General features: G+C 68.6%; 10 protein-coding genes. 7 read left to right on the forward strand and 3 right to left on the reverse strand.

The features are described from left to right. Positions 1-122 precede the first annotated feature (122 nt). The 7 genes from AC6CHP_RS16535 to AC6CHP_RS16565 all read left to right on the forward strand — a co-directional run bounded on the left by AC6CHP_RS16535 (position 123) and on the right by AC6CHP_RS16565 (position 9,307). On the forward strand, positions 123-1,490 hold the full coding sequence (locus tag AC6CHP_RS16535; RefSeq protein WP_498231076.1) for a DUF6421 family protein: 1,368 nt from the start codon (positions 123-125) through the stop codon (positions 1,488-1,490). After that, entirely contained in the window at positions 1,487-2,206 is a 720-nt protein-coding gene (locus AC6CHP_RS16540; protein WP_498231078.1) for an SDR family oxidoreductase, read from the forward strand. The genes AC6CHP_RS16535 and AC6CHP_RS16540 overlap by 4 nt, the downstream gene beginning before the upstream one ends. Before the next feature lie 30 nt (positions 2,207-2,236). After that, positions 2,237-3,322, forward strand: coding sequence for a threonine aldolase family protein (locus AC6CHP_RS16545; RefSeq protein WP_188730162.1), 1,086 nt, complete (start codon positions 2,237-2,239; stop codon positions 3,320-3,322). A gap of 76 nt (positions 3,323-3,398) precedes the next feature. Then, positions 3,399-4,049: a DUF3000 domain-containing protein gene (locus AC6CHP_RS16550; protein ID WP_188730037.1), complete on the forward strand. Its 651-nt coding sequence runs from the start codon at positions 3,399-3,401 to the stop codon at positions 4,047-4,049. Positions 4,050-4,163: 114 nt separating this feature from the next. After that, positions 4,164-5,498, forward strand: coding sequence for an HRDC domain-containing protein (locus tag AC6CHP_RS16555; protein WP_377195658.1), 1,335 nt, complete (start codon positions 4,164-4,166; stop codon positions 5,496-5,498). A gap of 375 nt (positions 5,499-5,873) precedes the next feature. Next, positions 5,874-7,151 carry a thiolase family protein gene (locus tag AC6CHP_RS16560; protein ID WP_498231081.1) on the forward strand — a complete coding sequence of 426 codons (1,278 nt, stop codon included), beginning with the start codon at positions 5,874-5,876 and terminating at the stop codon, positions 7,149-7,151. After that, complete coding sequence (locus AC6CHP_RS16565; RefSeq protein ID WP_498231083.1) at positions 7,148-9,307, forward strand: 3-hydroxyacyl-CoA dehydrogenase NAD-binding domain-containing protein; 2,160 nt, start codon at positions 7,148-7,150, stop codon at positions 9,305-9,307. The genes AC6CHP_RS16560 and AC6CHP_RS16565 overlap by 4 nt, the downstream gene beginning before the upstream one ends. Here AC6CHP_RS16565 and AC6CHP_RS16570 read toward each other — a convergent pair whose 3' ends face one another. The 3 genes from AC6CHP_RS16570 to AC6CHP_RS16580 are packed head-to-tail and all read right to left on the reverse strand — an operon-like array spanning position 9,308 to position 12,468. Further along, the gene (locus AC6CHP_RS16570) at positions 9,308-10,894 is read right to left on the reverse strand and encodes an ABC transporter ATP-binding protein (RefSeq protein ID WP_498231085.1); all 1,587 of its coding nucleotides are present in this window, start codon (positions 10,892-10,894) and stop codon (positions 9,308-9,310) included. A 3-nt stretch (positions 10,895-10,897) separates the two neighbouring features. Beyond that, complete coding sequence (locus AC6CHP_RS16575) at positions 10,898-11,641, reverse strand: energy-coupling factor transporter transmembrane component T (RefSeq protein WP_498231087.1); 744 nt, start codon at positions 11,639-11,641, stop codon at positions 10,898-10,900. A gap of 11 nt (positions 11,642-11,652) precedes the next feature. Further along, the gene (locus tag AC6CHP_RS16580) at positions 11,653-12,468 is read right to left on the reverse strand and encodes an ECF transporter S component (protein ID WP_498231089.1); all 816 of its coding nucleotides are present in this window, start codon (positions 12,466-12,468) and stop codon (positions 11,653-11,655) included. Positions 12,469-12,615: the final 147 nt, after the last annotated feature.

A 12,615-nucleotide genomic window follows, 5' to 3' on the forward strand; every position in this document is an offset into this window, starting at 1 on the left:
CCGTGGCAGATTGGGCACCTGAGCCCAACGCTTTCTTAGGCTCAAGCCCATTCGGCATTAGCCCTGCTGGTTGCTTGCTACGCTCGGCATCAGGTAGCAAGCAACCAGAAAGGCAGCCGACGATGACCGAAACCCTGACCACCGCCGTCACCGGGATTTCCGCAGAGAACCAGGACTGGAAGCGGCTCAAGGCCGCCGCCACTGCCCTGCAGGCCCTCCAGGTCCAGGACGGTTCCATCCCGGACGCCGCGCACCACTCCGACGCCGCCTCCCGGGTGGAGGACATCGTCAGCGCCGTCCGCGCCCTGGCTCCCGCCTTCCCGCACGACGCCGCCTACCTGGACGCTGTGTGCGCGGATTTTTCCAGCTGGGCCGGCACCGGGTTTGCCACTCCGGACTTCCTGTCCTCCCTCCTTGCCTTCCAGCCGCAGGAGCAGCGCCGGAACGGCCTCCAGCACCTGGTCGTCTTCCCCATGTACACGCAGAACGGCAGCAGCAGCCGCCTGGTGGAGGCAGTTCTGGTCGAGGTGATCTGGCCGGAGTTCATTGCCGGCCTCGAGGCGGGCGATTACTCGAACAAGCTGTTCGTTCCCATCCGCTTCGTGGACTTCACCGCCGGCTATGACACCAATTCCGCCGTGCTGTTCCCGGAGACCGTTGCGGTCAGCAAGACCCCCACCTTCACCTGGGGGGCCATCTTCGCGGACCGGGAAGCGGCCAGGTTCCGCCGCGTGCTCAAAGCTGCAGCCGAGACCACCTGCCTGGAACTGCCCGAAGGCGCAGCGGAGATGCTCGCCGACCAGGACCTGACCGAGGCCACGTTTGTCATGTGGGACCTGATCCACGACCGGACGCACATGCGTGGGGACCTGCCATTCGATCCGTTCATGATCAAGCAGCGGATGCCCTTCTTCCTGTACTCACTCGAAGAACTGCGCTGCGACCTGACGGCGTTCCGCGAATCCGTACGGATAGAAAAAGACGAAGACGCCGATCCCGAAGCCCGGCGCCACGCCAAACTGGTGCAGTACGCCATCCTCTTTGACCGCATCTTCCGGTTCGCGATCACCGGCAGCCGGATCCGGAACTACGACGGCCTGGGCGGCCAGCTCCTGTTCGCCTGGCTGCACCAGCAGCGGGTCCTGCACTGGACGGACACCCGGCTCACCATCGACTGGGACGAAGTGGCCAACGCCGTCATCGCCCTCGGCGCGAGCATCGACGAGCTGTACTGGCGCTCCATCGACCGGCCCAAGACTGCCCACTGGCTGGCCGCGTACCAGCTGATTTCCGCGACCGTCACGCCCCACCCGGCGTCCGTCTGGGCGAAGGGCCCGGAGGCCCTGCCGCTGGCCGGCCCGCCCCGCGGCCTCACCGACCAGGTGCTGGACGACGAATTCCCACTGTCCATGTTCTACGAAGCGCTGGAGAAGAAGATGCGCCCCGTCATCGAGTCCACGGCCGGCATCACCGGAGCCTCTGCCCTGTGACACAACGGCGGCTGAACGTACTGGTCACCGGCGGCAGCGGAGCGTCCGGCATTGCGGTGGCCCGCGCCCTCCGGGAAGCGGGCCACCGCGTCTTCACCGTGGGGTCGGACCAGGCCAGGATCAGTGCCGCGGCCGAACAGGCGGGCGACGGCGTTGCCCCCTTCGTGTGCGACCTCGCACGGATGGAGGAGGTGCGCCAGCTGCGGGCCGAGGTCTCCGCTGCTGCCGGGCCGATGGATGCGGTGATCCACCTGGTGGGCGGCTGGCGGGGCGCGCGCGGCATCACGGACCAGACGGACGAGGACTGGGACTTCCTGGAGCGGGGAGCCATCACGACGCTCCGCAACGTCTCGCGGGTTTTTTACGACGACGTCGCCGCCTCCCCCGACGGCCGCTTCGCCATGGTGTCCTCCACCGCCGTCGCCAAGCCCTCGGCGGCGGCGGCCAGCTATGCCGCAGCGAAGGCAGCCGCGGAGGCCTGGACCATGGCCGTGGCGGACGGTTTCCGCCGGGACGCCGGCAAGGTCGACGGCGCCGCGGCAGCCGCCGTCGTCCTGGTGGTCAAGGCCCTGGTGGATGAGGGGCTGCGCCGCAGCCACCCGGAGCGTTCATTCCCGGGGGCGACGGACGTCGGGGACCTGGCGCGCGCCGTCGTCGGCCTCTTCCACGCCCCCGCCGCCGAACTGAACGGCAGCCGGATGCTGCTGGCGCCCTGACCTACCTAGACTGAAAGCGTGAGCAAACCCATGACAACAACTGCTGAAACCGCCGCCGGGATCCGCCTCCACGATCCGAACGTGCGGGGCTTCGCCTCGGACAACTATTCCGGGGTCCACCCGGAAGTCCTCGCAGCGCTGGCTGCCGCGAACGACGGCCACCAGGTCTCCTACGGCGAGGACGACTACACAGCCAGGCTGCAGGAACTGATGGAGGAACACTTCGGGCCCGGGATTGAGTGCTTTCCGGTCTTCAACGGCACCGGCGCGAACGTCCTCTCGCTGCAGTCGCTGCTCCCCCGCTGGGGGGCGGTGGTCTGTGCCTCCACGGCCCACATCAACATGGACGAAAACGGCGCCCCCGAGCGCGTCGGCGGCATCAAGCTGCTGCACGTTCCGACGCCCGACGGCAAGCTCACGCCCGAACTCATTGACCGGGAGGCCTGGGGCTGGGGCGACGAACACCGTGCCCAGCCGCTCGCCGTCTCCATCACCCAGACAACCGAACTTGGCACCTGCTACACGCCGGAGGAAGTCCGCGCCATCGCCGACCACGTCCACGCCAGGGGCATGAAGCTCCACATGGACGGTGCCAGGCTGGCCAACGCCGCAGCCCACCTCCAGGTTCCATTGCGTGCCTTCACCCGCGACGCCGGCGTGGACATCCTGTCCTTCGGCGGAACCAAGAACGGCCTGCTCTTCGGCGAAGTGGTGGTGGCGCTGAACCCGGAAGCCGCGCACGGGCTCGTGTACCTGCGGAAGATGAACATGCAGCTGGCGTCCAAGATGCGCTTCATGTCCGCGCAGTTCATCGCACTTCTGGAGGGCGACCTGTGGCTGCGCTCCGCCTCCCACGCCAACGCCATGGCCGCCCGGCTCCGCGCCGCCGTCGACACCATCGACGGCGTCCAGCCCACCCAGAAGACCGAGTCCAACGGTGTGTTCGCCATCCTCCCCGAAGGCGTGGCTGACAGGCTGCGCACGTCCTTCCGCTTCTACGACTGGAATGAGGCCGCCAGGGAGGTCCGCTGGATGTGTTCCTTTGACACCACCGAGGAGGACGTCGATACCTTTGCCGCCGCCATCCGCCGGGAACTCCAGCAGCGTAAGGGCTGACGCTTCCCGCAGCCAGGGCAGGGGGCGGGCGGCGAGCCTACCCGCCCTGCCCCGCCCCGTTGCGTAACCTGCGAAGGTGAACGCACTTGACCAGGTTCCCCCGGAGTTTCTCCACGCCTTGGGAACCCTCAGGAAAGCCCAGTGCCGCCGGGAGCTCCGCCTGGCGGAGATTCCGGCGCCTGCCCGCCTGGCGCCATTTGCCGTGGCCCTCGGTGCCGAGGTTTACGCTCCCGGCGCCAGCACGGCCGGAACGCCGCTCCACGGCCCGGCTGCCATGGCACTGGCCGCCGCGTCGGGAACGGAAGACGACGGCGGCACGGAACTGGCAACGGGCCGCTTCATCCTCCTGCATGACCCGGACGGGTCGGAGGTCTGGGGCGGGGAGTTCCGCATCGTCACCTATATCCGCGCGGAACTGGAGCCCGAGATGGGCAACGATGAGATGCTCGGAACAGTCGCCTGGACCTGGCTCGTGGAGGCACTGGAGAACCACAAGGCACCGTACCGGGCAGCGGGCGGTACCGCCACGCGCGTCCTCTCCGAAAGCTTCGGCACCCTCTCGGAGCGTCCTGGCTCCATTGATATTGAACTCCGTGCCTCCTGGACCCCTGCCACATCCGATGTCAGGGCCCACCTCGAGGCGTGGTCGGACATGGTCTGCACGTTCGCCGGCCTCCCGCCCCTGCCCGACGGCGTCACGCCGCTGACGCACCGGCGGCGGAACTGAGGTCCCTTGCCGGTGGCGCACAGATGGCGCCCGGGACGGAAGGCAGCACTTTGCAGGCCCGCACGATGGCCCGCACGCAGGCGCGGACCGGCCGGCCGGTAAACTGAAGGCATCATGACCCCAAACATTCCGGATAACACCACGGCCGGCGTCCCGGCTGCTGATACCGCACCCCACATCACGGTGGAAGGCTTTGACAGCCCCGTCCCCGAAATCGTCGAACTTGCAGCACCCCGGGACGGCGTTCCCCTGGTGATCGAAACGCAGTCCGGCCTGGAGCGCTGCGCTGCGGCCATAGCGGCAGGAACGGGGCCCGCGGGGGTTGACGCTGAGCGGGCTTCCGGCTTCCGGTACGGGCAGCGGGCTTTCCTTGTCCAGATCCGGCGTGAAGGCGCCGGGACCTGGCTGATCGACCCCGAACCCTTCGGGAACCTGGACATCATCAATGACGCCCTGCGCGGCGTCGAGTGGATCCTGCACGCCGCCAGCCAGGACCTGCCCTGCCTCTCCGAACTGGGCATGTGGCCGGACAAGCTCTTTGACACCGAACTCGCGGCACGACTCGCCGGGCTCCCCCGCGTGGGACTCGCCGCCGTCATCGAACAACTTCTGGGCTTCGGGCTCGCCAAGGAGCATTCCGCCGCCGACTGGTCCACCCGTCCCCTGCCCGAACCCTGGCTGCGGTACGCCGCACTGGACGTTGAGGTCCTGACGGAACTGCGGGAGGAGCTGATCGAACTCCTGGAGGCCGACGGCAAGCTGGAGTACGCCGAGCAGGAGTTCGCGGCGATCCTGGCCGCAGGACTGCCGCCGGCCCGCGTCGATCCCTGGCGGAAGACCTCAGGGCTCCACCAGATCCGGGACCGCCGCCAGCTTGCTGCCGTGCGGGAGCTGTGGCTGGAACGGGACTCACTGGCGCAAAAGCGGGACGTTGCGCCCGGCAGGCTGATCCCGGACTCTGCCCTGGTGGCAGCGGCCAAGGCGATGCCGTCCACGGTGCCCCAGCTGCTGGGGACCAAGGGCTTCCACGGCCGGGCTGCCCAGCGGGAGGCTCCCCGCTGGCTGCGGTGCATCGCGGCAGCCCGGGACCTGAATGAGCTCCCGCCGCTGCACCTGCCCACCAATGCGCCACCCCCGCCGCGCGTGTGGGCCGACCGCGATCCGGCTGCAGCTGCCCGGCTGTCCACCGCCCGGCCGCTGCTGCAGGCACGGGCCGAGGAGTTGAACCTGCCACTGGAGAACCTGCTGACCCCCGACTACCTGCGGCGGGTGGCCTGGCGGCCACCGGCGGATGTCAGCGAGGACGCGATTGCCGCGGAACTGCGCTCGCTGGGGGCACGGGACTGGCAGGTGGAACTGGCGGCCCCCCTTATCTCCGACGCGTTCCTGCATCCCCAGCCGCTGCCCGCCAAGGAACCCAAAGCGGACGCAGCTCCGGCCGGCCAGTAGCCGCAGCCAACAACTCCCCAATCGCTCTCTCACTCGATGCCGGCCCAACCCCAACGCTCTCTCACTCCATGTCGGTCCAACCCCAACGCTCTCTCACTCGATGTCGGTCCAACCCCAACGCTCTCTCACTCGATGTCGGTCCAACCCCAACGCTCTCTCACTCCATGCGACTTTTGGCGGCGCTCTCTCGCTTTAGTTGACGTTCAAAGTGAGAGAGCGTTTGTCAATAGTGCTCATTAAGTGAGAGAGCGTCCCATCAATTCGGGGGGCCTTGCGGGCTAAGTTACTCGCGAGTAACATCGAAGGTATTGCCGCCAGGCTGGCTGCCGCATCCCGGCACGCAACCGGCGCCTACGTCTCGATGAGGAGTTATACGTGAGCCACCAGGAAAGCGGCGCATCCATGCGCACTGTCCGGGACGTCGTCTTTGTGGACGGCCTCCGCACACCGTTCGGCAGGGCCGGGGAAAAGGGCATCTACGCGGGCACCCGGGCTGATGACCTGATGGTGAAATGCATCCGTGAGCTGCTGCGCCGCAACCCCTCGTTGCCGCCGGAACGGATTGATGAGGTGGCGATCGCTGCCACCACCCAGACCGGAGACCAGGGCCTCACCCTGGGCCGGACCGCCGCGCTGCTGGCCGGCCTGCCCAGGACGGTCCCCGGCTTCGCCATCGACCGGATGTGCGCAGGGGCCATGACTGCGGTGACGGCTGTGGCCGGCGGAATCAGTTTCGGAGCCTATGACGTGGCGGTGGCAGGGGGCGTGGAGCATATGGGCAACCACCCCATGGGTTCAGGCGCTGATCCGAATCCGCGTTTCATGTCTGAGCGGCTGGTGGACCCCGCCGCCCTCAACATGGGAAACACCGCAGAGAACCTGCACGACCGCTTCCCGTCCATCACCAAGGACCGCACGGACACGTATGCCGTTGCCTCCCAGGACAAATATGAGGCGGCCCGCCGCAGCGGCCGCATCCAGCCGGACCTGGTTCCGGTGGCAGCCATGAAGCCTGGCCAGGGCTGGACGCTGCACACCGTGGACGAGCCACCGCGGCCCGGGACCACCCTGGCCGACCTCGACGGCCTCCGCACTCCGTTCCGGGCACACGGGCGGGTCACCGCGGGTAACGCCGCAGGCCTGAACGACGGCGCAACCGCCGCCGTCCTGGCATCCTCCGACGCCGCAGCGGAGCTTGGACTGCCAGTCAGGATGCGCCTGGTCAGCTACGCCTACGCGGGTGTTGAACCGGAAGTCATGGGCATCGGCCCGGTGCCCGCCACCGAGAAGGCCCTGAAGAACGCGGGGCTGGCTATCGGGGACATCGGCCTCTTCGAGATCAACGAAGCCTTCGCCGTCCAGGTACTGAGCTTCCTGGATCACTTTGGCATTGCCGACGACGACCCCCGGGTCAACCGCTACGGTGGTGCCATCGCCGTGGGCCACCCGCTGGCCTCCTCCGGCGTGCGGCTGATGACCCAGCTGGCCCGGCAGTTCGAGGAGGACCCTTCCGTCCGGTACGGCATCACCACCATGTGTGTTGGCCTTGGCATGGGCGCCACGGTGGTCTGGGAAAACCCCCACCACGCCGACTACAGCGGAGCCCGGACGGCAAACTCCGCCACCCACACCGTTTCCGAAGGAGCCGCATGAGCGCCGAAGATTTCACCCGACTTGCCGACCTGTTCCCCAACGAAACAGTGACGCATTCCTACGTCCAGGACATCGAACTGCCCGCACCGGCCGGGAAGCCAAGCCCGGGCACGTTCGCCCTGATCACCCTCGACAACGGCCTGGACCACTCCAAGCCCACAACACTGGGGCCCAACACGCTGGTGGAGCTCGGCAGGGTCCTGGAGGGCCTGCGGGAACGCGCTGACCGGGGTGAGATCGTCGGCGTCGGAGTAACCGGCAAGCCTTACTACCTGGTGGCGGGCGCCGACCTGTCCGCCGTCAAGAACCTGGACCGGCGCGAGCACGGGCTGTGGATGGCGCAGCTGGGCCACGACGTGTACAGCACGCTGGCCGGCCTGGGCGTCCCCAGCTTCGCCTTCATCAACGGCGCGGCACTGGGCGGAGGGCTGGAGATTGCCCTCCAGTCCACCTACCGCACGGTCTCCAGCGGCGCGGGCGCACTTGCGCTGCCTGAGGCCGTCCTGGGCCTGGTCCCGGGCTGGGGCGGCGTCTATATCCTGCCCCGCCTCATCGGCCCGGAAAACGCCGTGAAGGTGATGATTGAAAACCCGCTCAGCAACAACCGGACTCTGACGGGGGCCCAGGCGTTCGGCCTCGGCATCGCGGACGCCCTGTTCGAGCCTGCGGATTTCCTGGAGCAGTCCCTTGCGTGGGCGGCCGGCGTCATCTCCGGCGCCGTAGTTCCGGAACGGGCCAACGCCGTCGATCCCGCCGACGCCGCAACCGCTGCACGGTGGGATGCCGCCGTCAAGGCCGGGCGGGCCTTCGTGGACGCGAAGACGTCCAATGCGGCACCGGCGCCGGGAAAGGTCCTGGACATCCTCGAGGCAAATCGCACCATGACGCAGGCGGACTCCGCTGCCCTGGAGTGCGAAACCCTCGCCGACCTCATGCAGACCGACGAGTTCCGTGCCACCGTCTACGCGTTCCTGGACCTCGTCCAGAAGCGCTCCAAGCGCCCCGCCGGCGCCCCGGACCGCAAGCTCGCCCGTCCTGTCACGAAGGTGGGCGTTGTTGGCGCAGGGCTGATGGCCAGCCAGCTGGCACTCCTCTTTGCCCGCCAGCTCAAGGTCCCCGTAGTGATGACGGACATCGACCAGGCCCGGGTGGACAAGGGCGTGGGCTATGTCCACGCCGAGGTGGACAAGCTGCTGGGCAAGAAGCGCATCAGCCAGGACGCCGCCAACCGGACCAAGGCCCTGGTGACCGGGTCTGTGTCCAAGGACGTTTTCGCCGACGCCGACTTTGTGATCGAAGCCGTCTTCGAAGAACTGAACGTCAAGAAGCAGGTCTTTGCGGAACTCGAGGCAATCGTCACACCGGACTGCATCCTTGCCACGAACACCTCATCACTGTCCGTCACTGCCATGGCGGAGGACCTGCAGCACCCCGGCCGCGTTGTGGGCTTCCACTTCTTCAACCCGGTGGCCGTGATGCCGCTGCTGGAAATCGTCCGGGCCCCAAAGACCGACGACGCCGTGCTCGCAACCGCCTTCGAGCTGGCCAAGGGACTGAAAAAGACGGCTGTGCTGGTCAAGGACGCCGCCGCGTTCGTGGTCAACCGCATCCTGCTCCGGCTGATGGGAGAGGTGACGGCAGCCTTTGACGAGGGCACCCCCGCTGAGGTGGCGGACAACGCCCTGCGGCCCATGGGCCTGCCCATGACGCCCTTCACCCTCGGCGCCATGGTGGGGCTCCCCGTGGCCCAGCACGTCCAGGAGTCGCTGCACGCGGCCTTCGGCGAACGCTTTGCCGTGTCTGCCAACCTGCAGAAGCTCATCGACAACGGTGTGAAGAGCCTGTGGGCAACAGGACCGGACGGTTCGCAGGAAATTCCGGAGTCCACGCTGGCACTGATGTCCTTCGGCACCTCCCCTTCAACGTCGGAACAGGTGCTGCGGCGCACGCAGGATGCCCTGGCGGAGGAAATCGGCCTCATGCTCGCTGAGGGCGTGGTTGCCGCCCCTGAGGACATCGATCTTTGCATGATCCTGGGCGCGGGCTGGCCCATGTTCCTGGGCGGCATCACGCCCTACCTCGACAGGGTGGGTGCTTCCGAGCGCGTCAACGGACAGCGTTTCCTTCCGCCGGGAGTGGCATCGCGCCCGGCCTGATCAGCCGTCCAGCCGGCCGCCGTCGAGCATCACCACGCGGTGCGCCGCTGTCCTGGCGTAGTCAAGGTCATGCGTGACCAGCACGACGGCGGCGCCCTCCCCTGCCGCGGAACGAACCGCAGCGTCCAGCAGGGCGAGGCCGCCGCCGTCCAGCGCCACGGTGGGTTCGTCCAGGGCCAGGACTGAAGGTTTGCGGGCAAGGACAGTCGCCAGGGCGAGGAGGCGCTGGCCTGATGCGGGAAGTTCGGCGGGGTGCGCGTCGGACGCCCCCGCAAGGCCGACGGCGGACAGCGCCTCCAGGGCACGGCCGGCGGCCTCGTCGGGGTGGAACAGGCGGTCCAGGCCGAAACGCACTTCGCGGAGGGCGGTCCGCTCGAACAGCTGGTCCCGGGGCTGCTGGAACAGCAGTCCCACGGAACGTGCCGCCTCGCCGGCCGACTCCCCTGCAATGTCCCTGCCGTTGACCAGCACGCGGCCGGCGGTGGGCCGCAGGAGACCGTTGACATGGCGCAGCAGCGTTGATTTTCCTGCTCCGTTGGGGCCGGTCACCGCCACGATCTCGCCGCGCCGGACGCGCAGGCTGATGCCTTGAAGCACCTGAGCGGAGGCATGGGCTGCAGTGCTTCCGCCCCGGATCCGACGCCAGGTTGTCCTGCCGTTTGCTGCGTTGCCCCTGGTGCCGTAGCCGAAGCAGACCCCGCGGAGTTCCAGCGCAGGGACACCGGCGCCGCCGCGTGGCAGCAGACGGTCCGCGTGTGCCGCCCCGTCATGGTCCACGGCCGGTGCAGGCGCGCCGCCGGAGGCCCGAATTCCGGGCGGCAGCAGCCCGGAGCCGGCCTGCAGCCCGGCCGGGGTGCCGCTTCCAGTGACGCTGCCGTTTTCCAGGACAACCCAGGTTCCGGCGGCCAGGAGCGGCGCGTCGACCACCTGGCTGAGAACCACGACGGCGGTTCCGAGCCTCACGAGGTCCTGCAGCAGGCGTGCCAGCCCGGCAGTTCCCGCAGTGTCCAGCGACGCAAAGGGCTCATCCATGATCAGCACCCGCGGCCCGGCGATAATGGCGCAGCCGATGGCGAGGCGGCGCATTTGCCCGCCGGAAAGCGAGCCCGGATCCCGTTCCAGGAACTCCGTGAGCCCGAGGAGGGCTGCAGTGTGCTCCACCGCGGCTTTCATGGCCTGCCGCTCCACTGCCGCGTTTTCCAGCCCGAACGCGAGTTCTTCCGCCACCGTTGCCCGCACCGTGGACAGGGCGGCGGCGGGGTCCTGGGGAACGAAGCCCACGTGGCGGCCCCATTCCGCGGGGTTGATCCGCGGGTCGCAGCCAGCGCCGAAGTCCAGGCGCGTGCCCGCGAGTTCGAGGAAGCCGCGGAGGGTGCCTCCGGTTCCGGGCGGAAGCCATCCGGACAGCAGCCGGCCCAGGGTGGACTTGCCGCTTCCTGAGGCTCCGAGGACGGCAGTCAATGTTCCCAGAGCGAGATCGAGATCAATTCCTTCCAGGACGGGAACCCCATCCCCGTGGTACGTGAAGCTCCGGATGCCGGCTGAGAGTATCGGCTTGGTTTCTGTTGAGTGGTGGGCGGCGGACATGGCTCAGCTTCCTGCCTGTGTCAGCAACAGCCGCGCCGCGACAGCGGCCGCGGCGGCCGCCAGCAGGGCGGCCCGGAGAACGCGCTGGCCCCGCGGATCCGGAACGTCCCGGTAGCTGGTCCGGGGCCCGGGATTGCTGAAGCCCCGCGCTTCGAGGGCCGCCGTCCGGGTGCCGGCGTCCTCGATCAGCGACAGGACCAGCGGCACCGCCTGGAGCCGGAACGCGGCCGCGCGGTGCAGCGGTCCGCGGCGGACCACCAGTCCACGGGATTCCTGCGCCTGCCGGATCTGTTCCACGCGGGAAATGATGGCCGGCAGCAGGGTCAGGGTGGAGGCCAGTACGAACGCGAACCGTCCGTGGACACCGCGGGAGGACAGCACCGCCACCAGGTCCGGCACGCTGACGCTGAAGGAGAACACCAGGAGCGCAAGGACCACCGCCCCCAGCTGCGCTGCCCGCTCCAGGGCGAAGGCAAGCCCCTCCGCGGTAACGCGGGCCACTCCCCACTCGGCCAGGACTGTCCGCCCCTCGGGGAAGAAGAGCCCGTGCATGACCAGGAGCGACAAGCCCAGCGGGAGCAGCACTGCCGCTGCCGCGGGCAGCAGCCCCCGAGCCGTACCGCTCCGGGCCGAGAGGACCACGGCCGCGCCCATGACGGCGAGGGACAGCGGCAGGCTGGCTGCCGCCGTCGTGATCACTGCCGTGCTGCAGGCGGCGGCCAGGGAGGTCAGCGGGTGGAGGCGCATGGGCAGGGTGGTCAGGAGCCCTGTGCGGGTGTCGTGCCGGCCAGCACGCGGTGCCGGCGGACAAACGGGAACTGCAGGCGGGCGCGGCGGGGAAGGGCGTAGGCCAGGACGGCCACCACGGTGAAGACGATCGCCTTGTCCATGGGATCGGAGATGAGCGCCTGCTTGGTGATGGCGGCCAGCAGGGTGTCCCCCATGGACCGGAAGGCGCTGACGATGGCCCCGGTGGCAACGCCGGACGTGCCGCCGAAGACGAAGGCCGCCACCGGCGCGGACACCACGCCGCCAATGATCCCGGTGGCGAAACCGGCAACGGGGGCGAGGTAGAAGCGGCGGAACATGCCGTGGCGCGCGGCGAGTCCCGCCAGGCAGCCGATCAGTGCGGCCCCGGCTGCGAAGGGCAGCACCGTGGGGTTGAAGAAGGACCAGACAATGCTGCTGAGCGCTCCGGTTGCGGCACCTGCGGCCGGTCCTGCCAGCACGGCGATGAGGACCGTGCCGATCGCGTCGAGGTAGAACGGGACCAGGGTGCTGCCCACGAACTGACCGAGGATGATGTTCAGCACCAGTGCCACGGGGATCAGCACCACGGTGGAGGCCGGCAATGCCGGGAGGACGGCCACGACCAGTAGGATGGCGCCCACCAGGAAGCCGGAAAGGGCAATGAGGGCGGATGCGCTGCCGGGCCCGCCGGTGATATCGGCCGGCTGGTTGAGCACAAGGTAGATGTAGGTGGCGGCGATGGCTGCTGCGCCGAGGATTTCCAGCAGGCGGCGTTTTCGGGCGGCGGCCGGTGCCGGGGCGGGCAGCGTCAGGGAGGGCGACATGGAATTCCTTCAGGGTGCGCGTGGAGGCCCGGGAGTCCGGGCCGGTGGAACGCTGCGTATGTCACCTCGGCAGCTGGCGGCAGGCTGCTGCGCCTGTTCCGTCCGCGATTATTCTACTGGCGGCGCACTGCTGCCGGGGCATCCGGT

Source organism: Pseudarthrobacter sp. GQ63 (assembly GCF_059758765.1).

What these genes read in the sequence shown, in the direction of transcription:
- AC6CHP_RS16535 (WP_498231076.1), top strand. Translation starts at nt 123, where the DNA reads ATGACCGAAACCCTGACCACCGCCGTCACCGGGATTTCCGCAGAGAAC.
- AC6CHP_RS16545 (WP_188730162.1), top strand. Translation starts at nt 2,237, where the DNA reads ATGACAACAACTGCTGAAACCGCCGCCGGGATCCGCCTCCACGATCCG.
- AC6CHP_RS16555 (WP_377195658.1), top strand. Translation starts at nt 4,164, where the DNA reads ATGACCCCAAACATTCCGGATAACACCACGGCCGGCGTCCCGGCTGCT.
- AC6CHP_RS16565 (WP_498231083.1), top strand. Translation starts at nt 7,148, where the DNA reads ATGAGCGCCGAAGATTTCACCCGACTTGCCGACCTGTTCCCCAACGAA.
- AC6CHP_RS16570 (WP_498231085.1), bottom strand. Translation starts at nt 10,894, where the DNA reads ATGTCCGCCGCCCACCACTCAACAGAAACCAAGCCGATACTCTCAGCC.
- AC6CHP_RS16575 (WP_498231087.1), bottom strand. Translation starts at nt 11,641, where the DNA reads ATGCGCCTCCACCCGCTGACCTCCCTGGCCGCCGCCTGCAGCACGGCA.
- AC6CHP_RS16580 (WP_498231089.1), bottom strand. Translation starts at nt 12,468, where the DNA reads ATGTCGCCCTCCCTGACGCTGCCCGCCCCGGCACCGGCCGCCGCCCGA.